Genomic DNA, 26,549 nt, shown 5'->3' on the forward strand with positions numbered 1-26,549 from the left:
ACTACTTTTCATTCACTAGAAAATAAGGTAAAATGAAAAAGAATTATTTTTTACAAAGGAGAACGTTAATGACAGAGCAATTACCAAACTGCCCTGAATGTGGGTCGGCATATGCCTATGAAGATCGCGGATTATTTATTTGTCCAGAATGCGGTCATGAATGGTCACCAACGGAAGAAGTTGCAGAAGAAGGCTTAGTAGTTAAGGATTCAAATGGCAATCTTTTAGCGGATGGTGACAGTGTTACTGTAATCAAAGATTTGAAAGTTAAAGGTGCCAGTGGCGCAATTAAACAAGGCACAAAAGTGAAAAACATTCGTTTAGTGGAAGGCGATCATAACATCGACTGTAAGGTAGATGGCTTTGGTCCAATGAAGTTAAAATCAGAGTTTGTTAAGAAAAATTAAATTTCATTTGAATGATGAGACAGTAAGAGTCTAGGACACAACCATCGTCCTAGACTCTTACTAATGTTTATCGGTCTTGTATTTTATCATTGTACTAAGGCCGTGCCAAGCGTTGTAAAGTGTGAGGATTAACCCGATACCTAAAGGAATCCATAACCATTGCGGAGAATAAGCGGCATCTTTTAACGTTTCAGGGTTGATGGTCCATGATTCTTGCAATACTTGGAAACTAAAAACCATGAGAAATGTTGAAATAAGTAACAAAATAAACCGTAAATAATGAATCGTTGTTTGACGGTGAATCAGTGCAAAGAGTAAGTAGAGCACAAGTAAGAATAGCGGCACTCCAAACGCAAAATATGGCTGTAACATGAGAACGTCCTCCTTTTTCTTAATGATACTGCAAAGGAGAGGATTTGCAAAATAAAATTTATTGTTGGTACATTTTTTTAGAAACAAGTATAGTGTTATTGAGGCATTCATACTTGAAATTGTTTATCTTGGAGGAATTTTTATGGCAGTATATAGCGAACCAATTAAATGGGCAATCATTATTTTCCCGTTTCTAGCATTTTTTATTTCTGGGGCATTATTAATCTATGAATACCGCAAATATGGTTCATTTGTTTGGACACGAGCAATGATTTTGTATTCATTTGTTTTTTATTTATTATGTGCCTATTTCTTGGTGATTTTACCGTTGCCATCTCGGGCAGAAGTGGCTCAATACACAGGACCAACAATGGAACTGCGGCCTTTTCATTTTATTTCAGGGATTTTAAACGAAACTGTTTTTTCGCTCAAAGATCCTAGTACGTATTTGCCAGCATTAAAACAGCATGCCGTTTTAGAACCACTGTTTAATGTTTTATTAGTTTTACCTTTTGGTGTGTATTTACGGTATTATTTCAAATGTTCATTTTTAAAAACAGTTCTTGCAAGTTTTTTATTGTCATTATTTTTTGAATTAACACAGTTATCTGGCCTTTATTTTATTTATCCACGTTCGTATCGCCTGGCGGATGTCAATGATTTAATTAATAATACCGTCGGAGGCATGGTCGGTTATTGGTTGACGCCACTCTTTACCTTTTTATTGCCAACAAGAGAAGAAATTGATGCCACCTCTTATGAAAAAGGGCAGACAGTTAGCCTGTTAAGACGTTTCTTTGCATGGGGGATTGATTGGTTGGTGATTGGCTTTGTGCAAGGCCTGCTCGTTTTTGGACTAAATTTCATTCCAGCTTATAAAAATTTGGCAACCAATTATCCGTTTTTTTCAGATCGGATGTGGTTCTTTATCATGGTGTTTGCGGTCTTTATCGTCATGATGAAACTGACAAATGGTCAAACGTTAGGGAAAAAAGTTGTGCGCATTCGGGTGGTTGAAACAGGACATGAAAAAATTCGTTTAAAAGCTTTGTTTGTTCGCTACGGTTATTTGTATTTTGTATATGGCTTAATTAGTATTTATCTAGCTAATGCCGCTGATTTATTGAATTCTTCTAATCGGATGTTGCAAATGGTGTCATTGCTTCTGTATTTGTTCTGTTTAATTTTATATTTACTATTTTTGATCAACGTTTTGTTAACCTTGATTCGTAAAAAACGGCGTTTGTTTTATGAAAAAGCCAGCCACACTTATACAGTCAGTACATTAGAAGTTGCGAAAACAAAGGAATCAGCAGGTGAGTAAAAGTTGTTTTTGTGTTATAATGCCAAAGTGCATAAAGAATTTAACGAGAAGAGGTGAGGCAAGTGCCTTCATTTAAACAATTTCAATTTCAACCTTTTATCAACGAAGCACTCGCAGAAAAAGGGTTTGAAGAACCAACAGAAGTCCAAGAAAAATTAATCCCAATCATTAAGAAAGGGAAAAGTGTCATTGGACAATCGCAAACAGGAAGTGGAAAGACGCATACTTTTTTACTTCCATTAATGGATAAAGTTAAGCCAACTATCGACGAAGTGCAAATTGTGATTACTGCGCCTAGTCGTGAATTAGCCAATCAAATTTATCAAGAAGCGCAGCAACTGGCTCGTTTCAGTCAACCAGAAATTCGCGTGTCAAATTTTGTTGGCGGAACAGATAAACAACGTCAATTAACTAAATTAAAGCATCAGCAACCTCATGTGGTGATTGGTACACCAGGGCGGATTTTAGATATGATGAATGAACAAGCTTTGAAAGTGCATACAGCTTTTGCCTTTGTTGTCGATGAAGCAGACATGACATTAGATATGGGCTTTTTAGCAGAAGTCGATCAAATTGCTGGTCGTTTGCCAGAAAAATTACAAATGCTCGTTTTTTCTGCAACGATTCCAGAAAAATTACGACCATTTTTAAAAAAATATTTAGAAAATCCAGTGATTGAACATATCAAACCAAAAGCAGTTATTTCAGAAACAATTGACAATTGGTTGATTTCCACCAAAGGAAAAAACAGCAATCAAATAATTTATCAATTATTGACTATCGGGCATCCTTATTTAGCGATTGTTTTTGCAAATACTAAACAAAGAGTTGATGAAATCACCGATTACTTAAAAGATCAGGGCCTAAAAGTTGCCAAAATTCATGGAGACATCACACCACGCGAAAGAAAACGTGTGATGCGTCAAGTTCAAAATCTTGACTACCAATATGTGGTAGCTACTGATTTAGCCGCACGTGGGATTGATATTGAAGGGGTTTCACATGTCATCAATGCAGAAGTTCCACATGAATTGGACTTCTTTATTCATCGGGTTGGCCGCACAGGACGTAATGGATTGAATGGAACTGCCATAACATTATATTCACCAGCAGATGATGAAGCGATTACTCAGATTGAGCAGTTAGGTGTTTCTTTCAAACCAAAAGAAATTAAAAATGGTGAGATTGTAGAGACATATGATCGCAATCGTCGAACAAAACGAGAAAAATCTCGAGAAGAATTAGACCCAACGTTAATTGGTTTAGTGAAAAAGAAAAAGAAAAAAATTAAACCAGGATACAAGAAAAAAATTAATTGGGCAATTGAAGACAGCAATAAGAAAAAACGTAAAATTGAACGTCGTCAAAAAGATCGTTCTGCTAGAAAAGCAAAAAAGAATTCTTCTAACTAACAATGTTGTGGATTATTTAAAGTAAGGGGCTAGAATCGTAAAGATTCTAGTCCCTTACTTTTTTATATGATAAATATTTAAGTCACTTTTAAAATAACTCTTTTTTTAAAGTGACTATTGCTAAAAGTAGAGAAAATTACCAATTAATTGTAAAGATTTTTGTCAAAAACATCAAAATGTTGGTGTTTAGAACTAACATTTTGATGTTTTCTCAAGAAAAAAATGATAAAATTACAGATTTTTTGGCATGTTTTAGCAAAAAGTAGGAAGTTTCGGCCTTTTTTTTGTAAAAAAATCGGCTTTATTAGTTGATATTAAAGGAAATTCATTTTTTTTTACGGAGGATAAAAAAATTTCACACACAAAAAAATGCATTTTCTAATATAATATAAATAACCACTAAAATAAAGAATAAAGGAGCGAAGAGAGATGAAGATAAAAAGGTATTTATTAATCAATCGCTGGAGGAAACACGCGATTTGGTAACGTATTTTGATCGGTGCGTTTAGTTATGGGTAACAGAAAGAAGTTCTAGGAGGAAAGAAAAAATGAGAAGGATTTTGGTATTAACAAAGAACATTTTAGTTGAGCAAACATTTCAGCAGCAATTACAATATTTAAATTATGAAGTCTTTTGTACAAACTGCTTTGAAGAAACTGTAGAACACGAGTTAACTTTTTTTAATTATTTTGATGCAATTGTGTTAAGCGAAACACTTTCTCAGAACGATTGCTTGAGATTATTAGGAAGTCTTTCATCATTAGAGAAGCCGATTTATCGACGTTCACAATCGATGTGTAACAAACGTGAAGCGGAGATTTGGCAAGAAAGAGGCATTATCCGGTGGTTGGGCCTCAAAGATTCATTGGAAGAGATTCGTGAAAAAATTGACACGGTGGATCAAAGTTTTGCCGAAGTAACAGCCGAGCTACTTGATGACCAAGTAAAAAAGATTCGCTTTACAAAAAACGAGCAACGCTTTTTAAAAATCTTGTATCAGCATGCCCACGAAGGGTTGGACCGTGATCAAATTTGTCGCTTGCTTTGGCAGAAAGAACCAGATGCTTCTACAAAATCGCAGCTGTCTTTTGTATGTAAACGAGTGAAACAAAAATTTAGTGATGCAGGTATGAATGAAGAGATTATTACGACCTCTTGGGGAAAAGGGTATCAAATAAATGAAAAAATTTTGCCTTATTTAGAGCAAACGTTGTTTGAAACAGCTTAGTAAGGAAAGATTCCTACGAAAACAATTGACTTTTCGGTAGATTTTTCTTATACTTTTGACTATAAGCTAAAGGATATGAGGAATCTTATTTTGATCACAGAAAGCCGTTCGTTGCTGAGAGAAGGGCATCAGATAAATTTACTTGCTCCCTTTAGATGGACTTGATAGAAATATCAACGCAACTCTGCGTTATAGAGCTTAAGAGGTAATGATCCAACATCATTGCAATCAAGGTGGTACCGCGAGCAATCGTCCTTGACTGCAATGGTGTTTTTTGTGTTCACAGTCTGCCGCTTAAGAGGGTACAAAACATAAATAGTTAATTATTAATAGAAAGTAGGAAAATCAATGAAAGAATTAACAAGTAGTCAAGTTCGTCAAATGTATTTAGACTTCTTTAAGTCTAAAGGACATTCAGTAGAACCAAGTGCTTCTTTAGTACCAGTAAACGATCCAACATTATTATGGATTAACTCTGGTGTTGCAACCTTGAAAAAATATTTTGATGGCTCTGTTGTGCCAGAAAATCCAAGAATTACGAATGCTCAAAAATCTATTCGTACAAATGATATTGAGAATGTTGGGAAAACGGCTCGTCATCATACAATGTTTGAAATGTTAGGGAACTTCTCAATTGGAGATTATTTTAAAAATGAAGCGATTCACTGGGCTTGGGAATTCTTAACTGGTGCTGAATGGCTTGCTTTTGACCCAGAAAAATTATATGTGACTGTTTATCCGAAAGATACAGAAGCAAAACGCATTTGGCGTGATGAAGTTGGTTTATCTGAAGACCATATTATTGATGTAGAAGATAACTTCTGGGATATCGGTGCGGGTCCAAGTGGTCCGGATACGGAAATCTTTTATGATCGCGGCGAAGAATTTTTAGATATTCCAGAAGATGATCCAGAAAATTATCCTGGTGGCGAAAATGAACGCTATTTAGAAATTTGGAACTTAGTGTTCTCTGAATTTAACCATACACCAGAAGATACGTATGAACCATTACCACATAAAAACATTGATACGGGCATGGGCTTGGAACGTGTTGTATCTATTATTCAAGATGCACCAACAAATTTTGAAACTGATTTATTTATGCCAATCATTCATGCGGTAGAAGCTTTAGGAACCAATGTAAAATATGGAGATGCACCACAAACGGATGTTTCCTTTAAAGTGATTGCTGACCATATTCGTGCCTTATCCTTTGCAATTGGTGATGGTGCGCTTCCTTCAAATGAAGGTCGTGGCTACGTGTTACGTCGTTTATTACGTCGTGCGGTAATGCACGGGAAAAAATTAGGCATTAATGAAGCCTTTTTATACAAATTAGTGCCTGTTGTTGGGGAAATCATGGTAAGCTACTATCCAGAAGTATTACAACAAAAAGATTTCATTGAAAAAGTGGTTCGGACAGAGGAAGAACGTTTCCATGAAACCATCAATGAAGGTTTAAGCATGTTAAATGAGGTTATTAAAGAAGTTAAAGATGCAAAAGGCGATACATTAGATGGAAAAATTATCTTCAAACTTTATGATACTTTTGGCTTCCCGGTAGAATTAACGGAAGAAGTTGCAGAAGATGAAGGCTTGAAAGTCGATCATGCTGGGTTTGAGACAGAAATGGAAGCACAGCGTGAACGTGCTCGTTCTGCCCGCAGTAAAGAAACTTCAATGGGTGTTCAATCTGCTTTATTAACAGATATTAAAGTAGAAAGTAAATTTGTTGGCTATACAGAATTAACACATGATAGTGAATTATTTGTTATTATTCAAGGTGACGCACTAGTAAATGAAGCATCTGCAGGAACAGCCGAATTAATTTTTGCTGAAACACCATTTTATGCTGAAATGGGTGGACAAATTGCTGACCGCGGCTATGTAAAAAATACCGCAGGGGAAGTCGTTGCCAACGTGGTGGATGTGAAAAAAGCACCAAATGGTCAATTTTTACACAAAGTAGAAGTTTTGGCGCCATTAGCAGAAGGTCAAATTTATCAATTGCAAGTGGACGAACGGATGCGGACACGTATTTTGAAAAACCATACGGCAACCCATTTATTGCATCGTGCGTTAAAAGATGTGTTAGGGGAGCATGCCAACCAAGCAGGCTCATTAGTTGCACCAGGACATCTACGTTTTGACTTTACTCATTTTGGGCAAGTTACATCAGAAGAACTAGCGCGGATGGAAGCCATCGTTAACGAAAAAATCTGGGAAGCTATTCCTGTTGTCACAATTGAAACAGATATTGATACAGCGAAAAACATGGGCGCAATGGCGTTATTTGGCGAAAAATATGGCAAAGAAGTCCGTGTAGTTAATATTGGGGATTACTCTATCGAATTATGTGGTGGAACACACGTTGCTAATACAGAAGATATCGGGATTTTCAAAATTGTTTCTGAATCTGGGATTGGTGCAGGAGTACGCCGTATTGAAGCAGTGACGAGTAAAGAAGCGTATCAACTTTTACAAGAAGAAGAACGTCAATTGAAAGAGATTGCTACATTAGTTAAATCACCTCAATTAAAAGAAGTGGTTACGAAAACAGAGCAATTGCAACAACAATTACGTGATCTACAAAAAGAAAACGAACAATTGGCTGGTAAATTAGCGAACCAACAAGCTGGTGACATTTTTAAAGATGTCAAAGACGTCAACGGTGTTCGTTATATTGCCGCTCAAGTCAATGTTAAAGACATGAATCAATTACGCCAATTGGCCGACCAATGGAAACAAAAAGAATTGTCTGATGTACTAGTTCTAGCAACTGCACAAGATGAAAAAGTAAGCTTGTTAGCGGCTATGACAAAAGACATGAACGGAAAAGGCCTAAAAGCCGGTGACTTAATCAAAGCAATTGCGCCAAAAGTTGGCGGTGGCGGCGGTGGTCGTCCTGATATGGCTCAAGCTGGTGGGAAAAATCCAGCAGGGATTGCGGATGCCTTAGCAGAAGTTGAAAACTGGTTGGCAAATGCCTAATTTAAAATGTTTTCCCTATTATTAATATAAGGAGAATGCTCTTTATAGCAATAATGACAGCCCTCTTCAAAGTTATGAAATTGATTTTGAAGGGGGTTCTTTTTTATAAGTGATTACGGAGAGAAAACAGCAGATTGCACGAATGTGTAAGTTTTCATCTTCAATTGACAATGGTATAATAAGCAACGGAGGAATCAAAAATATGAATGAAAATCAATTATCAAAACGTCTCGCAACGGTTGGTGATTTAATCCCTAGAGGAAGTCGCTTAGCAGACATTGGTTCAGACCATGCTTATTTACCAGTTGCTTTAATGTTAGAAAATAAACTGTCTTTTGCTGTGGCTGGGGAAGTGGTGGAAGGCCCCTATCAATCTGCCAAAACCCAAGTCAGTAAATCCAATTTGACGGATAAAATTATCGTACGTTTATCGAACGGGCTAGATGCAATTGAACCTGAAGATCAAATAGACGTCATTAGTATTTGTGGAATGGGCGGCACATTAATCCGAGATATTTTAGAAGCTGGACGCAAAAAAAATCGTTTAACAGGGAAGGAACGCCTTGTTTTACAACCGAATATTGGTGAACCAACTTTACGCCGCTGGTTAATGGCAAACGAGTACAGTATTATTGATGAAACAATCGTGGAAGAAAACCGTAAGTTGTATGAAATTATCGTAGCCGAAAAAACAGAGCAATCCGTTTCTTATACGGACCAAGAATTACTATTTGGGCCAGTTTTAATTAAAAAACAAGGACCGGTTTTTACTAAAAAATGGCAACGAGAATTAAAACAGCGCAAAACTGTTCTTGCACAACTAGCAAAAGCAAGTGGAGAACATATTGAAAAACAAGTGAAACTACAGCAAGACCAACAATTAATTGAGGAGGTGCTGGCCAATGGCTGTGAACGGTAAGACATTGATTCGACGCTTCAATGACTATTGTCCCGAATGGTTAGCAGAAACGGGAGATCCTGTGGGCTTGCACATTGGTACGTTAGATAAACCAATTGAAAATGTGATGGTTACCTTAGATGTTCGTCCTGAGGTCGTTGCAGAAGCAATTGAGAAGCAGGTTGATTTGATTATTGCGAAACACCCACCTATTTTCCGCCCAGTTAAGCGATTAACCACAGATAATTTTCAAGAAAAAATGTACGCTGATTTATTAAAACACGATATTGCTGTTTACGCAGCGCATACTAATATGGATATTATTGACAATGGCTTAAACGATTGGTTTTGTGAATTATTGGGAATTAAACAGACCACCTTTTTAACTAAAACACATACTGTTCCTTATAAAAAATTAGCCGTTTTTGTGCCAATTGATGAAGCTCCGCAAATGAGAGAAGCTTTAGGTCTAGCTGGCGCTGGAGCTCAAGGTGATTATTCTAAAACAAGTTACTCTTTAATTGGAACAGGACGTTTTACACCAACACAAGGAGCAAATCCCACGATTGGCGAAATTGGTCAAGAAAGTGTCGTCCAAGAAGCAAAAATCGAAGTGATTTTCCCTGAAACTAAGCAGGAACAAGTTCTTGCAGCTATGTTACAAGCGCATCCTTATGAAGAACCGGCGTATGATGTTTATACCATTGAAAATCAATCAAAAGAATTTGGTTTAGGTCGGGTTGGAGTATTAGACAAGCCTGTGAGATTCTCTGATTTTGTACAGCAAGTCAAGGAAGCTTTCCAATTGGACGGCTTGCGGGTCATTGCAAAAGATGATACTAAAATGATTCAACGGGTAGCCATTTGTGGTGGAAGTGGTGAAAAATTCTATCATGATGCATTACGTAAACAAGCCGATGTCTATATTACTGGTGATGTGTACTATCATACGGCACATGACATGATTGCTGAAGATTTACCAGTCATCGATCCTGGTCATTACATTGAAGCGCTTTGTAAGCCAAAACTTGTGGAATTAATGAATCAATGGAAACAAGAAAATGAGTGGGCTGTATCCATTTTTGAATCAGAAGCGAATACCAACCCATTTCGTTTTAAATAAAAAATGAAGATTAAAGGAGTGTTCTTTTATGTATGAAAATTTATTACCTCGTTTTTTACGCTATGTGAAAACAGAAACACGCTCAGATGCAACAAGCACAACGACACCATCAACACAAACACAAGTAGCCTTTGCACAAACCTTAAAAAAAGAATTAGAAGAATTAGGAATGAGCGATGTTATTTATAACGAAACAAATGGTTTTGTAATTGCTACGTTACCTAGTAACGTGGAGAAAGACGTTCGTTCAATCGGCTTTATTGCCCATATGGATACCGCTGATTTTAATGCAGTGAATGTTTCTCCGCAAATTGTTGAGAACTATGACGGAGAATCAACGATTCCTTTAGATAAAGAAGGCAAATTCACTTTAAATACGAAAGACTTTCCTAACTTAAAAAATTATCGTGGTGAAACACTTATCACAACCGATGGTACCACTTTATTAGGGGCTGATGATAAATCAGGTATTGCGGAAATAATGACAGCCATGGAATATTTAATTAATCACCCAGAAATTAAACATGGCACCATTCGTGTGGCTTTCGGTCCTGACGAAGAAATTGGTGTAGGTGCCGACAAATTTGATGTCGCTCAATTTAACGTGGATTTTGCTTATACAATGGATGGCGGACCAGTAGGTGAATTACAATTTGAAACGTTTAATGCGGCGCAAGCAGAAATTACAATTCAAGGGAAAAACGTTCATCCAGGAACAGCAAAAAATACAATGATTAATGCGTTACAATTAGGAATTGATTTCCATAATGCCTTACCTGCTGACGAAGTTCCAGAAAAAACAGAAGGTGAAGAAGGCTTTTATCATTTAGCAGCGTTTGCTGGAACGCCAGAAGAAGCTACAATGACATATATTATTCGCGATCACAATCGCGAGATTTTTGAAGCACGTAAAGCTAAAATTAAAGAAATTCAGCAAACATTGAATGCACCATTTGATGAAGAACGAATTAAAGTTGATTTATTTGATCAATACTATAATATGCGAGAAGTGATTGAAAAAGATATGTCCATTATCGAAATTGCTAAACAAGCAATGGAAGAATTGTCAATTCAACCAATTATTGAACCTGTTCGCGGTGGAACGGATGGCTCAAAAATTTCTTATTTAGGGATTCCAACACCAAATATCTTTGCTGGTGGCGAAAATATGCATGGCCGTTTTGAATTTGTTTCATTACAAGCCATGGAAAAAGCGACCAATGTGATTATTAAAATTGCTGAATTAAATGCAAAATAAATGAGGCACTCAATAGGAAAGTAAGAAAACGGGCAACCGAGAGCTTACTTTCCTGTTGTAGTTTCATGAGTCATTGAAAATTTTTTTGCAATTAGAATCAGAACAAGGTATCCTAGTACAGTAACTAGTTAGGAGGCAAGAAAGAATGCTTCAGTGGATAGTAATCATTTATCTCCTCGTCATTAATTTAGTATTGTTTAGTATGATGGGTTATGATAAAAAACAAGCAAAACGTGGGAACTGGCGTATTCCAGAACGCCGCTTATTGACGATAGGACTTGTCGGTGGCGGTTTAGGTGGGCTAATGGGACAAAAGAAATTTCATCATAAAACCCAAAAACCAGTTTTTGCATTGTGTTATTCAATTGGCGTAATCGCGATGATTAGTTGCATCTATCTAACGTTTAAGTAAGAACAAAAAAGGAGAAGCGATGAAAGGAAAAGTAAAAATTGGCTTAAATATGTTGTTAATGATTATCGTTTTAGGCGTAATCTTTTATGTCATGGATAATTCATTAAGTGATATTTTTGCTCAACTGATGGAAACGAGTTGGCTGGTGCTGATTGCTGTTATTTTTTTTGGAGTAGTTTATCAATTTGCAGAAGGGCGCTCAATCAAGGAAATAGCTCGTTATTTTAACAAAGACTTTACAACAGTGGATGGTTTTTTTACTTCTTGTTATGTAGCATTTTATCGGATTATTTCATTTGGCACGGGAACCTTGCTTTCAGAAATTTATTTTTATAAGAAAAAGGGAATTCCTGTTTCTAAAAGTGTGGGGATAACGGCATTACATATGATTATGTACAAAGCAGCCGTGATTTTTTTAGCAATTATTGGTTTGATTATTCAATTTTCCCTGTTTTATGAAAATGCGCCTAAGATGATTCCGTTCATTTTAGCAGGTGTTATTTTAACATTAGTAATAATTGCAGCATTACTTATTTTATCTAGTAGCTTAAAGTTGCAAGTTTTATTGGTTAAGTTTGCCAATCGTTGGTTTAAACGACCAAAACTAAGAGATTGGGTGGATAATTGTAATTTACAAATCTATTCCTTGCGGGCAGCTGTCCAAACAATTACACAAGATCGCTCAGCGTTGCTTCGAATCTTTTCATGGAATGTATTTAAATTATTATTTTGGTACATTATTCCTTACATTGTTTTAGTAGAAAATCACCCGAATATTGATTTATTATTAGTGATGTCCTTTACCAGTTTTGCTGTTATTCTTTCAGGAGTTATTCCGACACCTGCTGGCATTGGTCCATTTGAATTTGTTTACTTATTGTTGTTTAAACCATTGGTCGGCAATGTTGATGCTGTAGCATCTGTTTTACTGTATCGATTTGGTAGCTTTGTGTTACCTTTTTTGATTGGCTTGGTTTATGTCGCCATTGAGAAACGAAAATCATTACGCATTGAGATTGAAGAAATAAAACGTCAAACAGATGAATAAGGTAGAACGAGAAAAAGAGCGACTCTTTTTCTCGTTCTTTTTTTTTAAAAGGAATTGACTTGTACGAGGGATGTCTTATAATAGACTTAATACATGACTAAAAAATATTTTTTTGAACTAATAAAAATTATGGTAAAGGGGTGGCGAGAATTATTGCTGATTGTACAGCAGTGCTGTTATGCGGTGGGAAAAGTTCACGGATGGGATTTGATAAAGCATTATTGAAAATTCAAGGGCAATACGTGATCTTGCAAACAGCTGAAAAGTTAATGGAACTGTTCGAAGAGGTTATTTTAGTAACGAATGATAGTCAAAAATTTCCTAAGACGTTTAGAAAATGCACAATCATTCAAGATATGTATCTTGGAAAGGGGCCATTAGGTGGGATTGTGACAGCAATGAACTATACTCAGAAAGCTGAAGTGTTTGTAATTGCCTGTGATATACCAACTTTTTCTCCTAAACTTGTGTATCAGTTAGCCTCTAAGCGTGGACAAAATCAAGTAACAATCTTTGACTTTGAAGGTCGTCAAGAACCATTATTTGGCTTTTATCGATGTTCTTGTTTACCAACATTTCAAAAACAGCTTGCGCAAAATAACTATCAGATTCGGCAAGAATTTGAGCATCTATCTGTAAAAACGGTGCAACTATCAAAAGAGAATCAACTTAAAAATGTCAATCGAAAAGAAGAATTGTCTCAGTGGTATCGATAAAAAGGAGGAATCGTAATGGATTTTTTCAGTAGTGAAGAAATAGTTGCAAGCTTAGGTGATAAGGCAGAAATGAAAGGGAAATTATCGTTTGTTCGACTCTGTATTTTAGGCATCATGGCTGGTTTTTGTATTGCACTGGGTTACTTGGCGTTTATTCGTATCACTGGAACCGCCCCCACAGAATGGGGAAGTTTTAACAACTTTCTGGGTGGAGCTTTATTTCCAGTCGGATTGATAGCGCTTACTTTTGTTGGTGGTGAGTTAGCAACAGGCAATATGATGGTAATGACATTAGGCGTATTACAGAAAAAGGTTCGAGTGGGCGCTCTTTGTTATAACTGGATAGTTGTTTTATTGACCAATTGTCTAGGCGGATTTCTCGTAGCGTATTTATTTGGCCATATTGTTGGGTTAACTGAAGGTGCGTTTCTGGATAAAACAGTCGCAGTTGCTCAGGCGAAAATTGCTGATCCACCGCTAGTTGCTTTTGTTTCAGGGATTGGCTGTAATATTTTTGTTTGTTTAGCGGTTTATCTCGGAGCGCTGGCAAAATCATATTTAGGTAAAATGTTTGGCTTGTGGTTTCCTGTCATGGTTTTCGTTGTTTGTGGGTTTCAACACGTGGTCGCCAATGCGTTTATTATTCCAGCGGCAATTTTTTCACAAAGCACCACAATTAGTTGGTGGGATTATTTGCAAAATACACTATGGGTATTTTTAGGCAATGCGGTAGGGGGCAGTCTTTTTATGGCTGTACCATTGATCTTTATGACAAAACCAGCAACTGTCAAACCAAGAGTTGAGAAAACGATTCAGACGGAGGAGCTCTATGGCAATTGAGGTACCAAACATGATTCAAATTGGATCTACTGGTCGGAATAGTGGCAAAACGACATTAGCCGAAGCCCTTATTAAACAGTACCAAGAAGTCTATCCAATTTATGGCTTGAAGATTATTACGATTAGTGGTCAACGAGGGGTGTGTCAACGAGGCACAAAAGGATGCGGAATTTGTACCAGTATTACAGCTGGTTATGAATTAGTAGAAGAGCAAGAGACGATTGGCAATAAAGATACCATGAAATTATTAGCTGCAGGTTGTCAAAAAGTTTTTCTATTGAAAGTTTTTCAAGAAAATTTGGCGGAAGCCATTCAGCAATTTCTGAAAGCTGTGCCGGCCCAAGCATTAATCATTTGTGAATCAAATTCATTACGTAATGTTGTGCAGCCAGGACTATTTCTTATGATGAATAACCAGAATCGCCAAAAAGAATCAGCAAAAAAAGTCATAGATAAAGCCGATTTTTGTTTACTATCTGCTGAAATACCAAAAGAATTGCGTATCTATTATCAAGGAGAACAACTTCAAGTTTCACTAAAAAGGGGGAATAAAAAGGAATGTGTGCATTAAGCTTAATTGAAAAAGAAGCGATTATTCTAGAAAACGATGCTGATCCACAACGAATTTTAAATATTTTAATTGAATTACAATTTGCTTCAGAGGAAGGGTATATCGATCAGGAAACAGCTCAATTAGTTGCAGAGCATCTACATTTAACGGAAGCGCGAGTCTATGAAATCGTCAGTTTCTATGCCATTTTAAAGACGGAACCGCAAGCGAAGTATGTCTTGAAGATTTGTAACAGTACGCCGTGTCATTATACTGGTGGAGCGATGGTTGCAGAGGTTTTAGAAACCATTTTAGAAGTGCCAGAGAATCAGCCGACCCCAGATGGCTTATTTATGTATCACAGTATTCCTTGTATTGGGGCTTGTGATTTAGGTCCAGTAATTAAAATTAAGGACACCGTTTTTAGCCAACTAACAGAAGAGAAAATTTATCAATTAATTCAACATTTGCAAAATGATTGCTATGAAGGATTGTAGGAGGTGAGTCAATGCTTAAGAGAAACCAACCAATGTTATTAGAGAGAATGGGGAAAATGCAATCTGCGACCGATGTTGCTGAATATTGTAAATACGATGGATTTGATGGTTTAAAAAGAGCAATTTCACTATCAGATGAAGAAATTTTAAACGAACTGGATGTTGCTCACTTAAGAGGTCGCGGTGGAGCAGCCTATTCTTTAGGAAAAAAATGGCGCCATCTTTATCATGCAAAAGGAACCACAAAGTACATTGTTTGTAATGCTGATGAAGGCGAACCAGGGACCTTTAAGGATAAAGTACTTTTATCTGAAGATCCATTGAGTGTGATTGAAGGAATGATCATTGCTGGCTATTTATTTTCAGCAAAAGCAGGTTATATTTATATGCGAGGAGAATATCGCAGAATCCAAAAAACATTTCAAGAAGCACTCGATAATGCACGACAAGCTGGCTTTTTAGGGGAAAACATTTTAGGCATTGAAGGATTCAATTATGATATTACGATTATTTCTGGTGCTGGCGCCTATATTTGTGGGGAAAATTCAGCACTTTTAAATTCAATTGAAGGAAAAACGGGGCGGCCGCGTGTCAAACCACCACACTTAGCAGATGTTGGTTTATATTTGCAACCAACATTAGTAAATAATGTTGAATCATTTGCAAGTGTTCCTGTAATTTTACGAGAAGGTGGACAAGCCTTTTTAGAGATGGGTACTGCCGATGGTGGCGGAACAAAGCTAATTTGTTTGTCTGGACATATTAAAAATCGGGGCTTATACGAGGTCAACCTTGGAACACCATTAGAAGAAATAATTTATGGCGAGCAATACGGCGGAGGCTCTGCAACTGGTCGAGCATTGAAATTTATTCACTTCGGTGGACAATCCGGTCCAATTGGTGCTGTCGCAACGTTAACGGATTGTTTGTATTCTTACGAAGATTTATGGGCGCATGACTTATCTGTCGGCTCTGGCGCAATTGTAGTAATGGATGATTCAGTCAATGTTGTGGACTATTTAGTACACGTAGCGGCCTTTTTTGCTCATGAGTCCTGTGGTAAATGCACCCCTTGTCGATTGGGAACAACTAGGATTTTGGAATTATTGAGTAAATTCAATCGGAAAGAGGCAACAGCTAGTGATTTGCCACGATTGGAAAAGATGCTCACGCATGTCACGCGATTATCAGCTTGTGGTTTGGGCCAATCCGTCGCAACTTCAATGAAGAGTGCATTGGCTTTGTTTCCTGAAGAATTTGAAACGACCGCTGAAACAGAAATCTATGCCACCAGCAAAGGAGGTTGGTAAAAATGAAAACAAAGTTGCATACGCAAACAGTTACGTTGTCTATTGATAACCAAGAAGTAACTGTGCCTAAAGGGACTACTATTCTCGAAGCAGCGAAAACGCTAGGTGTTGAAATCCCAACGCTCTGTCATTTAAAAGAATTAGCGCCTGATGGTTCTTGTCGGATGTGCGTGGTTGAGGTGGAAGGCGGCCGACGTGGTGGCTTAACAACTGCTTGTACGGCACATTGTCAAGAGGACATGGCTGTGTCAACACATTCTGAAAAAGTTGCTGATTCCAGACGTTTTATTCTTGATTTATTATTGAGTAATCATAAATTAGAATGTTTTTCTTGTGGAAAAAACGGGGATTGTCAATTACAACAGTATGCGCTAGATTATGGGATTGATGCCACTAGCTTTACCGAGGGGAAAAGAATGCCTTGCCACCAAGAAGATACCAGTAATCCATTTTTCTCTTATGATCCAGAAAAGTGTATCATGTGTCGTCGTTGTGCCCGTGTCTGTCAATTGCGGCAGGGAAGAGATGTACTTAGTATTGCTAATCGTGGCTTTGAAACAAAAATGATGCCGAGTTATGGGCAGGCGTTTGATCAATCTATCTGTGAATCATGTGGCAATTGTGTCTCTTCCTGTCCTACAGGTGCGTTAACAGCAAAAGATACAAAAGAGTACCGCAAATGGGAAACCCAGAAAATTCCTACAACTTGTCCACATTGTGGGACAGGCTGTCAGATGAATTTACTCGTTAAAAATAATCGTTTGGTGGGTGTTGAACCCCTGGATGGACCAGCTAATAAAAATTTACTTTGTGTGAAAGGAAAATTTGCTTCATATAAATTTGTTGGGTCAGGAGATCGCTTAACAGAGCCATTAATTAAACGGAATGGCATTTTTGAACCTGCTTCTTGGGAAGAAGCCTTAGCGCTTGTTTCGTCAAAATTTAACGAAATTAAAGCAGAAAACGGTCCGGATGCTCTTGCTGGTTTTTCGTGCTCTAGAGCGACAAATGAAGATAATTATGTCTTTCAAAAAATGGTGCGTGCTGCTTTTGGTACCAATAACGTTGATAACTGTGCCCGTGTTTGTCATTCGGCTTCGGTCCATGGTTTAGCCCAAACCTTAGGCTCTGGTGCGATGACTAATCCTATTGCTGATATCACTGAAGATGTCGACATGATTTTATTAGTAGGTTCCAATCCAGAAGAAGCTCATCCAGTTATTGGTGCGCAAATTCGTCAAGCTGTCCAAAGAGGAACGCAAGTTGTTGTTGTTGACCCGCGGAAAATTAACTTAGTGAAGGATAGTGCACTGCATTTACAAGTTCAGGCGGGAACGAATGTCGCATTTGCTAATGGCATGATGCATGTGATTTTGAAAGAAGGTTTAGCAGATCGCCACTTTATTGAAGAACGGACAGAAGGATTTTCAGATTTAGAAAAAATGGTGGCTGATTATACGCCGGAAAAAGTCGCAGAAATTTGTCATATTCATCCAGAAGATCTAATTCAAGCAGCACGCATGTATGCAAAAGCAGAAAAAGCACCAATCATTTATTGTTTAGGCGTAACGGAACATTCGACAGGAACTGAGGGTGTTATGAGTATGTCTAATTTGGCAATGTTGGTTGGTAAAGTTGGAAAACCTGGCTGTGGTGTCAATCCTTTGCGAGGTCAAAATAATGTTCAAGGTGCTTGCGATATGGGCTGTATGCCTTATGATTTCCCAGGCTATCAAAAAGTCAATAATCCAGAAGTAATCGACAAATTTGAAAAAGCTTGGCATGTGCCGTTAAATCGAAACACAGGTTTAACTTCTACTAAAGTCTTACCAGCAGCAACGGCAGGAAACGTCAAAGGTCTTTATATTTTTGGAGAAGATCCAATTGTTACGGATCCAGACACAGGACATGTTCGTCAAGCTTTAGAAAGTTTAGACTTTTTAGTCGTTCAAGAATTATTTATGACAGAAACGGCTGCTTATGCAGATGTCGTTTTACCAGGCATCAGTTATGCAGAAAAAGACGGGACATTTACAAATACAGAACGGCGCGTGCAAAGAGTCCGCAAAGCTGTTGAACCAAGGGGACAAGCGCGAGAAGACTATGAAATTTTTTGTGAAGTCATGACACGGATGGGCTATCCTTGTGCGTATGAATCTGCAAAAGAAATTATGGAAGAAATTTCAGCTGTGACACCTTCGTTTGGTGGAATTAATTATGAACGATTAGAGAAGGAGAGCTTACAATGGCCTTGTCGTAGTTTGACAGATCCAGGAACGCCGATTATGCATGTGGGCAGTTTTGCTCGTGGGAAAGGTTTATTTAAAGCAATTCCGTATAAGCAAGCACAAGAATTACCAGATGAAGAGTACCCGTATTTAATGTCGACAGGCCGAATGCTTTACCATTACAATACCCGAGCAATGACAGGACGAACGGAAGGGATTAACCAAATAGCGAATCACTCTTATATTGAGATAAATGCCGTCGATGCACAAGCTCTGGGAATCCAAGAAGGTGACAAAGTTGAAGTTCATTCTCGCCGTGGCAAAATTGAAACCTATGCGGCTGTCGGAAATCGAGTATTTCCGCAAGAAGTCTTTATGACATTCCACTTTCCAGATGGGAATGTTAACGAAATCACTAATGCTGTATTTGATGATATCGCCACAATTCCTGAATATAAAGTTTGTGCCGTTGCGATTAAACCAGTGAATAAATAAAAAAGGATGGTTAAAACATGATCGAGTTGGAAGAAGCACGAGAGAAAATGACCCAACATATGAAGAGTCAATGTGAAACAGAAGAAGTGGCGTTGCTTGATTCCTTGGGGCGGATTAGCGGAGAAACCATTTTTGCAGAGACAGCGATTCCTCATTTTCCTCGTGCCGGGATGGATGGGTATGCCGTTCGTGCAGTAGAAACACGAGGTGCGACTGCTGAAAGCCCAAGTTGTTTAAAAGTCGTCGGTTCTTTAGTGGCAGGGGATTCCATGTTTTATTGTAATCAGACGAATAACTGTGCGATTAAAATAACAACAGGTGCTTTTATTCCAACCGATTTTGATGCTGTAGTGCCACAAGAATGGACGGATTTTGGGCAGGACCATGTTAAAATTTTTCGCTCTGTCACTGCGGGCCAAAACTATGCGGAAATTGGAGAAGATATTGCTTTTCAGCAAAAAATTTTAGCAAAACATCAACAGATTAATAGTCGTATGATTGGTTTGTTGGCAATGCAAGGGATTGATAAAGTTATTGTTTTGAAGCGCATGAAAGTGGGGATTTTAGCGACCGGTAGTGAGTTAGTTTCTTTGGAAGAACCACTGTCAGTTGGGAAAATTTATAATAGTAATCTCTACATGTTAGCAGCTTTTGTCAAAGCGAGTGGCAATGAAGTAATGCACCTAGATCATTGTTCAGATGATCCTGAAGAATTAGCGAATAGGCTGATTGAGATTTCACCAAAACTTGATTTATTAATTACTTGTGGTGGTGTTTCGGTAGGTGAAAAGGACAATTTACCTTTAGCGATTAAACGTATCGGAGGAACAGAGTTGTTTCATTTTGTAAATATGAAACCTGGAACCCCAGTTATGGGAAGTCAATTTCAAGAAACACTCATTTTAAGCGTTTCAGGCAATCCGTTTGCGGCAATGGTTAATTTACATCTTTTTTACTGGACATTATTAGCTACTTTTTTTAATTGTGTCGAGTTAAATCTCAAGGAACGAACAGTAATTTTAGCGCATGAATTAGCACCAAGTAGACTACATCGATTTTACCGAGCGAAAGAAATAGATGGCACAGTAAATTTAGTGACAAAAAGTCATCTTTCATCCAATTTATCAAATACTTTAGAAACAAATTGCCTGCTAGAACAACCAGCTGGTGTACTACTCAAAAAAGGCGCGCTTGTAAAAGTCTATTATTGGCAGACTTGATGACAACCTGACCTAAGATTAGTATGAAAGTAAGCCATCAGTCGAGTCGACTGGTGGCTTATTGCTTATCAAGGTTTAAGACTTAGACAAAAGTCTGGTCAGACTAAGCAAAGCACGTAACTTTTGTCGCTTAACGTTTTTTACTTCGATTTCTCGCTAAAAAAAATTGTGGATGCCAGATTGTTTTTTTGATGCAAGAGTGATACACTTGAAAAAGAAGTATTGTGTAAACGTTAACAAATGTCAAATGTGAGGTGGAGAAATGGTTCAAAGTAAGGAATTTACGCACTTGAATACACAAGGAGAAGTGCATATGGTTGATATTTCGGAAAAAAATGACACTGAAAGAACAGCCCTCGCTTATGGAGAAATTCACATGTTAGAAGCGACAGCAGAAGCGATCCAGACCCAAATGATTAAAAAAGGTGAAGTATTACAGGTAGCAAGAGTCGCTGGGATTACCGCCGCAAAACGAACGTTTGAATGGATTCCTTTGTGTCATTTGGTTGCTTTGACAAAGTGTGAAATTCAGTTTAATTGGCGCAATCAAACTTGTTTAGAAGTACGTTGCTTTACAAAAACAGTGGGTTCAACTGGCGTTGAAATGGAAGCGCTAACAGGTGTGCAGGCATCACTCTTAACAATTTATGACATGTGTAAAGCAATTGATCGAGGAATGACAATGACAAACATTGGTTTATTAGAGAAAAATGGTGGACGCAGTGGTCATTTCATTCGTTCTTCAATTAAATCAAAGGAAAGTGATGAGTGAACAGCATGAAAGATGCATTTAACCGTGAAATTGATTATGTTCGTTTGTCTTTAACAGATCGTTGTGACTTACGTTGCACGTATTGCATGCCAGCAACAGGTCTTTGCTTTTTAAAAAAAGAGCAGCTTCTAACAGATGATGAGATTATTTTTTTACTGAGGATATTAGCGAAAGAAGGCATCAAAAAAGTTAAATTAACAGGTGGTGAACCGCTTGTTAGACCGAATTTACTCTCTTTAATTAAAAGGATAAAGCAAATCTCAGGCATCGAAAAAGTAACCCTAACGACTAATGGCATGAAGTTAGCTCGTGAGGCTCAAGGATTAAAAGAGGCGGGCTTGGACGGCGTTAATATTAGCTTAGACACTTTGGATCCAGAAGAATTTCGAGAAATAACAAGAGTTGGTCAGTTAAGGAATGTTCTGGCGGGCTTAGAACAAGCGATTGATGCGGGACTACCTAATATCAAAATTAATACTGTAGCTAGGAAAGAGCTAAGTGAAGCAACAATTGTAGAACTGGCTGAAATCGCTAAGAAAGAGACTGTGCATCTTCGTTTCATTGAAATGATGCCAATTGGATTAGGGAAGGCGCATCCAGGTAAGCAACAAGAAGAAGTAGAAGCCATTTTAACCAAACATTATGGAACGTTGCAACCATACCAAAAACCATTGGGCAATGGCCCTGCTAGTTATTACGCCTTAAAAGATTTTAAAGGGAAAATAGGTTTTATTAGTGCATTAGGGCATTGTTTTTGCGAGACGTGCAATCGAATCCGAATTACTGCAGACGGCCATTTAAAAACGTGCCTGCATTCTGCAGACGGCTACTCGTTAAAGGAAGCTTTAGCTAAGGAACAAACAGCAGAATTGTTAGGGATTATCAAGAGTGGCATTGCCTGTAAGCCTGAAAAACATCTTTTCTTGGAACAACAAGGAGAACAACGATTTATGTCACAAATAGGAGGGTAAGTATGAAAACAGGAGAAATTATTGCAATAAATATTAGCCCACGAAGAGGCACACAGAAAAAGGAAATTCCTGAAGTCAACTTAATTAAAGGCTTTGGATTAGAAAATGATGCGCACGGCGGTAATTGGCATCGACAAGTCAGTTTGTTATCTTTTGAAGAAATAACGGCTTTCAATGAAAAAGGAGCTCGGGTTGGCAATGGTGCTTTCGGGGAAAACATAATCGTCTCAGGGATTGATTTACGTCAATTACCTGTTGGAACGAAAATGAAAATAGGCGATTCCGAATTGGTGGTTACTCAAATTGGGAAAGAGTGCCATAAACACTGTCAGATTTATGCGCGAGTGGGCGATTGCATCATGCCTAGAGAAGGAATCTTTGCAGTTGTTGTGACAGAAGGTCATATTAAAAAAGGAGACCAGTTAGACGTTGTTTAAAGTGGGCATTGTAACATTAAGTGATCGTTGCTTTCAAGGACTTGCTGTCGACCAATCGGGTCCCTTGATTCGTGAACAGTTACCTGTGCTCTACCAGGTAACCAAACAAACCATTTTACCAGATGAAGAAAATCAATTAGTAGAGCTATTGCAAGAGTGGTCTAAGACCTGTGATTTGATTTTAACGACAGGCGGCACAGGGTTGAGTGAACGGGATCGGACCCCAGAAGCTACCTTACGTGTAGCAGAGCGAATCATTCCTGGGATCAGTGAGGGCTTGCGTCAACTTAGCTTGGAAAAAACACCATTTGCTATGTTAAGTCGAGGCGTTTCTGTTCAAAGAGGACGCACGCTCATTGTTAATTTGCCTGGTAGTCCAAAAAGTGTAACAGAACATTTGCATTTTTTATTGCCTGTTTTGCCCCACGCTTTGGATTTAATCACAAATAAAAAAATCATACATGATGAGGAATAAACCATGAAAACAATTCGAACAGAACAGGCAGTTGGCCTTCCGTTGAGTCATGATATTACGCGAATTGACTATAGAAAGACCAAGGAAGTGTGTTTTAAAAAAGGACATATAGTTGTTCAAGAAGATATTCCAATTCTTTTATCATTAGGGAAAAAACATCTGTTTGTTTCCTTGGATCCAGCAGAAATACATGAAGAAGAGGCAGCAACATTTTTGTATAACCTGTTAACAGATGACTCATGTCAGCCGAGTGAAGTCCATGAAGGAAAAATTGTTGCTAAAGCTAGCACGAGAGGTCTTTTAAAAGTCAATCGAGAAAAATTAATTGCTTTAAATGAAATTGAAGGTCTTGCCTTGTCAACTAAAATTACCAATATAGAAGTTCAGAAAGATGAAAAAGTTGCAGCCTTTCGAGTGATTCCACTAACGATTTCTAAAAGCCAATTAGAGAAGGCACGCCAGCTCAGCACGTCTGAGCCACTAATCTCTGTGAAACCTTTCAAAAAAATACGGGTCGGGATTGTAACTACTGGCAGTGAAGTTTACACAGGATTGGTTGAGGATGCTTTTTACCCTGTGTTAAAAGCCAAGTTCTCCGCGTATCCTTTAGTTACGATTGTCAAGCAAGAAATTGTCGATGATCAGCCGCAAAAAATTACTGTTGCGATCAAAAAGATGTTAGCACAAGGGCTTGATCTGATTGTTTGTACAGGTGGTATGAGTGTAGATCCTGATGACTTGACACCGTTAGCAATTAAGCAGACAGGTGCTGAAATCGTAACCCATGGGACACCAGTCTTACCAGGCTCAATGTTTTTGCTGGCTTATAAAGGAGAGCAAACGATCATTGGCTTACCAGGTGGTGTTTTATTTTCAGAAAAAACGGTTTTTGATTTGTTGTTACCAAGATTAATGGCCAAAGAAGTGATAAAAAAATCTGAAATTATTGACTTGAGTTATGGCGGGTATTTATAAAAGAAAAGAGGCGTTCAAATGTCTAAACAAAAAAAGGCTGTGTTCTTGCTTAGTTTATTCAGTTTAGTTGCCCTAATTGCTGCATGTACAAATCAGCCGCAAAAAGAAACAGTTTCAACAAAAAAAGAAGAAATAACCCTTGCGGCAGCAGCTAGCTTAGAATCAGTCATGGAGAAGAAAATTATTCCAGCCTTTGAAAAAGAGCATCCAGATATTCAGGTAACTGGAACCTATGATAGTTCTGGAAAATTACAGATGCAAATTGAAAAAGGCCTAAAAGCCGATGTATTTTTCTCGGCCTCGACAAAACAAATGAATGCATTGGTTGCAGAAAAACTAATTAGTAAGAAAAGTGTCGTTCCTTTATTGGAAAACCAGCTCGTTCTAATCGTACCTAATCAAGATCAAGCAAAGTGGCATGATTTTTCTGATTTAAAAAAGGCCCAAATGATAGCAATTGGTGATCCTGCGAGTGTTCCAGCTGGTCAATATGCCGAAGAAGGCTTAAAAGCTTTAGGTGCTTGGTCCTATGTAGAAAAACACGCAAGCTTTGGCACGAATGTAACAGAAGTCCTTGAATGGGTAGCTAATGCAAGTGCAGAAGCTGGCTTAGTTTATGCGACAGATGCAGCAACCAATTCAAAAGTAGCGATTGTTGCGGCCATGCCTGAAGCTGCTTTGAAAAAGCCAATCATCTATCCAGTTGGTAAAGTTGCCGCCTCTAAGAAACAAAAATCAGCGGATGCTTTTTTAAATTTTTTACAGAGTCAACAATGCAGAAAATATTTTGAAAATATTGGCTTTAAGTTAACAAAGTAGGTGGGAAAATGGATGTTCGACCAATTCTTTTATCTTTTCAGACAGCAATAATCGCCATTTTATTTACTTTTGTTTTAGGAACAGGCGTTGCGTACATTGTTTTTCGTTTGAAAAATCGTAAATTAAAAATTCTTTTGAATAGTTTATTTACGTTGCCATTAGTTTTACCGCCGACTGTTTTTGGTTTTTTTCTCTTAACTATTTTTGGTGTTCAGCAACCAGTGGGTCAGTTTTTACTTGATTTTTTTGCCATTCAAGTTGTTTTTTCATGGCCAGCTACGGTTATTGCTGCCGTTGCTGTTTCATTTCCTTTAATGTATCGTTCAGCCTTAACGGCGTTTGAACAAATGGATAGTGAATTGTTGGCGGTGGCCCAGACACTCGGATTTTCGGAAAGTCGATATTTTAGAAAAATTGCGCTACCTTTGTCGATGAACGGTCTCTTGGCCGGTGGCGTGTTAGCCTTTGCCCGTGGGTTAGGCGAATTTGGAGCGACGACAATGTTAGCAGGGAATATTGCTGGCAAAACAAGAACGCTTCCTTTAGCTATCTACTCTGCTGTAGCAAGTGGGGATTGGCGCTTAGCCAATCAATATGTTGTAATTATGTTATTACTTTGCCTGATTATTTTATTTTTTACGGAATTTTTTAGTCAGCGCGCTTGGAGAAGATCGGAATGAGATTAATTGTTGATATTCAAAAAGAATTGAAAAGTCATACTTTGCAAATTCAGTTTGAAACAAAGACGCAAACAACAGGAATTTTAGGTGCTTCTGGTTGTGGCAAGAGTATGTTATTAAAATGTATTGCGGGTGTTGAGACTGCGGATAAAGGTCAGATTGTTTTAAATGATCAAGTCTTATTCGATGCTGAAAAAAAGATCAATTTGTCGCCGCAACAACGAAAAATTGGTCTTTTGTTTCAACAGTATGCGTTGTTTCCTCATTTATCGGTAGTACAAAATCTGACGTGCGTGACAAAAGATTTACAATTGGTCACTCAATTGCTTGCGTCTTTTCACTTAACTAAAGTCCAACAACAATATCCTAGTCAACTTTCTGGAGGACAAAGACAGCGAGTGGCTTTTGCGCGAATGCTAGCGGCTCAGCCGGCTTACCTATTATTAGATGAGCCATTTTCCGCATTAGATGCACCCTTAAAGGAAGAGCTGCAAATTGAACTTCAACAGCGATTAAGTAATTTAAATCAACATGCCTTAATTGTGAGTCATAGTTTAGATGAACTGTATAAGTTATGTCAGAGTTTAGTGATAATCACAAAAAACCAAACACTTTTTGGTGCAACAAATCAATTATTTAACCAACCTCAAACGATTGAAGCAGCTAAACTCACTGGTTGTAAAAATATTTGGCCTGTCAAACGCATAGATGCGCACAGAGTCCAAGTGATTGGTTGGCAACAAACACTAATGGTTACACAAGAAGTTCCTATTTCTTGTCATTCTATTGGTATTCGGGCCCATGATTTCACAACAGAACCGCAGGCAACCAATCAGATCGAAGTGCATCACTTACAAACATTGTCAGCACCTTTTGAACAAAGTGCTTGGTTTCAACACCAACAAACCAAAATTTGGTGGAAAGGCAGCAATAGACTCAATCCGAAAGTTATTACTCAGTTATCCATTCCACCTACAGCAATTATGCCATTATGTCTATAAAATAGAAAAAAGATTACGTGAAGCGATTGACATATGATTGCATCTTCATTTATAATAGATTCATGAAAGGTTATTCATGTAAACGGAAT

At 37.9% G+C, this 26,549-nt stretch carries 26 protein-coding genes; 25 read left to right on the plus strand and 1 reads right to left on the minus strand.

The window, feature by feature from the left end; translation table 11 throughout:
• The first annotated feature begins 68 nt into the window (after positions 1 to 68).
• Positions 69 to 407, plus strand: coding sequence for a zinc ribbon domain-containing protein YjdM (locus tag AB3I72_RS00470; protein WP_002357741.1), 339 nt, complete (start codon positions 69 to 71; stop codon positions 405 to 407).
• Positions 408 to 467: 60 nt separating this feature from the next.
• Here the strand turns inward: AB3I72_RS00470 and AB3I72_RS00475 are convergent, their stop codons facing one another.
• On the minus strand, positions 468 to 866 hold the full coding sequence (locus AB3I72_RS00475) for a hypothetical protein (RefSeq protein WP_368023396.1): 399 nt from the start codon (positions 864 to 866) through the stop codon (positions 468 to 470).
• A gap of 55 nt (positions 867 to 921) precedes the next feature.
• On the opposite strand from AB3I72_RS00475, the gene AB3I72_RS00480 reads away from it, so the two are divergent.
• The 24 genes from AB3I72_RS00480 (at position 922) to AB3I72_RS00595 (ending at position 26,460) form a co-directional block, all read left to right on the plus strand.
• Complete coding sequence (locus tag AB3I72_RS00480; RefSeq protein WP_010715155.1) at positions 922 to 2,103, plus strand: VanZ family protein; 1,182 nt, start codon at positions 922 to 924, stop codon at positions 2,101 to 2,103.
• 62 nt (positions 2,104 to 2,165) lie between these two features.
• Complete coding sequence (locus AB3I72_RS00485; RefSeq protein ID WP_010715156.1) at positions 2,166 to 3,515, plus strand: DEAD/DEAH box helicase; 1,350 nt, start codon at positions 2,166 to 2,168, stop codon at positions 3,513 to 3,515.
• 548 nt (positions 3,516 to 4,063) lie between these two features.
• Positions 4,064 to 4,744 (plus strand): helix-turn-helix domain-containing protein, encoded by a 681-nt coding sequence (locus AB3I72_RS00490; RefSeq protein WP_002384584.1) that lies wholly within the window; start codon positions 4,064 to 4,066, stop codon positions 4,742 to 4,744.
• A 348-nt stretch (positions 4,745 to 5,092) separates the two neighbouring features.
• Positions 5,093 to 7,735, plus strand: a complete 2,643-nt coding sequence (gene alaS, locus AB3I72_RS00495; protein WP_002366615.1) for an alanine--tRNA ligase — start codon at positions 5,093 to 5,095, stop codon at positions 7,733 to 7,735.
• Between the two features lie 202 nt (positions 7,736 to 7,937).
• Positions 7,938 to 8,654, plus strand: a complete 717-nt coding sequence (locus AB3I72_RS00500) for a tRNA (adenine(22)-N(1))-methyltransferase TrmK (RefSeq protein WP_368023399.1) — start codon at positions 7,938 to 7,940, stop codon at positions 8,652 to 8,654.
• Entirely contained in the window at positions 8,638 to 9,756 is a 1,119-nt protein-coding gene (locus tag AB3I72_RS00505; protein ID WP_002413840.1) for a Nif3-like dinuclear metal center hexameric protein, read from the plus strand. The genes AB3I72_RS00500 and AB3I72_RS00505 overlap by 17 nt, the downstream gene beginning before the upstream one ends.
• Positions 9,757 to 9,784: 28 nt before the next feature.
• Positions 9,785 to 11,014 carry a peptidase T gene (gene pepT / locus AB3I72_RS00510; protein WP_002419768.1) on the plus strand — a complete coding sequence of 410 codons (1,230 nt, stop codon included), beginning with the start codon at positions 9,785 to 9,787 and terminating at the stop codon, positions 11,012 to 11,014.
• A gap of 145 nt (positions 11,015 to 11,159) precedes the next feature.
• Positions 11,160 to 11,426 carry a DUF1294 domain-containing protein gene (locus AB3I72_RS00515; RefSeq protein ID WP_002384578.1) on the plus strand — a complete coding sequence of 89 codons (267 nt, stop codon included), beginning with the start codon at positions 11,160 to 11,162 and terminating at the stop codon, positions 11,424 to 11,426.
• Between the two features lie 19 nt (positions 11,427 to 11,445).
• Complete coding sequence (locus tag AB3I72_RS00520; protein ID WP_002360426.1) at positions 11,446 to 12,474, plus strand: lysylphosphatidylglycerol synthase domain-containing protein; 1,029 nt, start codon at positions 11,446 to 11,448, stop codon at positions 12,472 to 12,474.
• A 140-nt stretch (positions 12,475 to 12,614) separates the two neighbouring features.
• The gene (locus AB3I72_RS00525; protein ID WP_061101220.1) at positions 12,615 to 13,190 is read left to right on the plus strand and encodes a molybdenum cofactor guanylyltransferase; all 576 of its coding nucleotides are present in this window, start codon (positions 12,615 to 12,617) and stop codon (positions 13,188 to 13,190) included.
• A gap of 15 nt (positions 13,191 to 13,205) precedes the next feature.
• Positions 13,206 to 14,030: a formate/nitrite transporter family protein gene (locus AB3I72_RS00530; protein WP_002357725.1), complete on the plus strand. Its 825-nt coding sequence runs from the start codon at positions 13,206 to 13,208 to the stop codon at positions 14,028 to 14,030.
• Positions 14,020 to 14,601: a hypothetical protein gene (locus tag AB3I72_RS00535; RefSeq protein WP_002363879.1), complete on the plus strand. Its 582-nt coding sequence runs from the start codon at positions 14,020 to 14,022 to the stop codon at positions 14,599 to 14,601. The genes AB3I72_RS00530 and AB3I72_RS00535 overlap by 11 nt, the downstream gene beginning before the upstream one ends.
• Positions 14,589 to 15,077: an NAD(P)H-dependent oxidoreductase subunit E gene (locus AB3I72_RS00540; RefSeq protein WP_002357722.1), complete on the plus strand. Its 489-nt coding sequence runs from the start codon at positions 14,589 to 14,591 to the stop codon at positions 15,075 to 15,077. The genes AB3I72_RS00535 and AB3I72_RS00540 overlap by 13 nt, the downstream gene beginning before the upstream one ends.
• Before the next feature lie 11 nt (positions 15,078 to 15,088).
• Entirely contained in the window at positions 15,089 to 16,387 is a 1,299-nt protein-coding gene (locus tag AB3I72_RS00545; RefSeq protein ID WP_368023400.1) for an NADH-quinone oxidoreductase subunit F, read from the plus strand.
• A 2-nt stretch (positions 16,388 to 16,389) separates the two neighbouring features.
• The gene (gene fdhF / locus AB3I72_RS00550) at positions 16,390 to 19,110 is read left to right on the plus strand and encodes a formate dehydrogenase subunit alpha (protein WP_368023401.1); all 2,721 of its coding nucleotides are present in this window, start codon (positions 16,390 to 16,392) and stop codon (positions 19,108 to 19,110) included.
• Positions 19,111 to 19,127: 17 nt separating this feature from the next.
• Complete coding sequence (locus tag AB3I72_RS00555; RefSeq protein WP_061101215.1) at positions 19,128 to 20,330, plus strand: molybdopterin molybdotransferase MoeA; 1,203 nt, start codon at positions 19,128 to 19,130, stop codon at positions 20,328 to 20,330.
• Between the two features lie 262 nt (positions 20,331 to 20,592).
• A complete protein-coding gene (gene moaC, locus AB3I72_RS00560) occupies positions 20,593 to 21,102 on the plus strand; it encodes a cyclic pyranopterin monophosphate synthase MoaC (RefSeq protein ID WP_061101214.1) in 510 nt (169 codons plus the stop codon).
• On the plus strand, positions 21,099 to 22,073 hold the full coding sequence (gene moaA / locus AB3I72_RS00565) for a GTP 3',8-cyclase MoaA (RefSeq protein ID WP_368023402.1): 975 nt from the start codon (positions 21,099 to 21,101) through the stop codon (positions 22,071 to 22,073). The genes moaC and moaA overlap by 4 nt, the downstream gene beginning before the upstream one ends.
• Before the next feature lie 2 nt (positions 22,074 to 22,075).
• Positions 22,076 to 22,510 (plus strand): MOSC domain-containing protein, encoded by a 435-nt coding sequence (locus AB3I72_RS00570; protein ID WP_002357714.1) that lies wholly within the window; start codon positions 22,076 to 22,078, stop codon positions 22,508 to 22,510.
• Complete coding sequence (locus AB3I72_RS00575) at positions 22,503 to 22,985, plus strand: MogA/MoaB family molybdenum cofactor biosynthesis protein (RefSeq protein WP_002365607.1); 483 nt, start codon at positions 22,503 to 22,505, stop codon at positions 22,983 to 22,985. The genes AB3I72_RS00570 and AB3I72_RS00575 overlap by 8 nt, the downstream gene beginning before the upstream one ends.
• A 3-nt stretch (positions 22,986 to 22,988) precedes the next feature.
• Entirely contained in the window at positions 22,989 to 23,960 is a 972-nt protein-coding gene (locus tag AB3I72_RS00580; RefSeq protein WP_061101212.1) for a molybdopterin-binding protein, read from the plus strand.
• A gap of 18 nt (positions 23,961 to 23,978) precedes the next feature.
• Positions 23,979 to 24,779: a molybdate ABC transporter substrate-binding protein gene (modA, locus tag AB3I72_RS00585; RefSeq protein WP_104806517.1), complete on the plus strand. Its 801-nt coding sequence runs from the start codon at positions 23,979 to 23,981 to the stop codon at positions 24,777 to 24,779.
• Between the two features lie 8 nt (positions 24,780 to 24,787).
• The gene (gene modB / locus AB3I72_RS00590) at positions 24,788 to 25,459 is read left to right on the plus strand and encodes a molybdate ABC transporter permease subunit (RefSeq protein WP_002357709.1); all 672 of its coding nucleotides are present in this window, start codon (positions 24,788 to 24,790) and stop codon (positions 25,457 to 25,459) included.
• On the plus strand, positions 25,456 to 26,460 hold the full coding sequence (locus AB3I72_RS00595) for an ATP-binding cassette domain-containing protein (protein ID WP_173958533.1): 1,005 nt from the start codon (positions 25,456 to 25,458) through the stop codon (positions 26,458 to 26,460). The genes modB and AB3I72_RS00595 overlap by 4 nt, the downstream gene beginning before the upstream one ends.
• The last annotated feature ends 89 nt before the right edge of the window (positions 26,461 to 26,549 follow it).

The organism is Enterococcus sp. GC34, assembly GCF_040886645.1.
Classification (GTDB): Bacteria; Bacillota; Bacilli; order Lactobacillales; family Enterococcaceae; genus Enterococcus; species Enterococcus faecalis.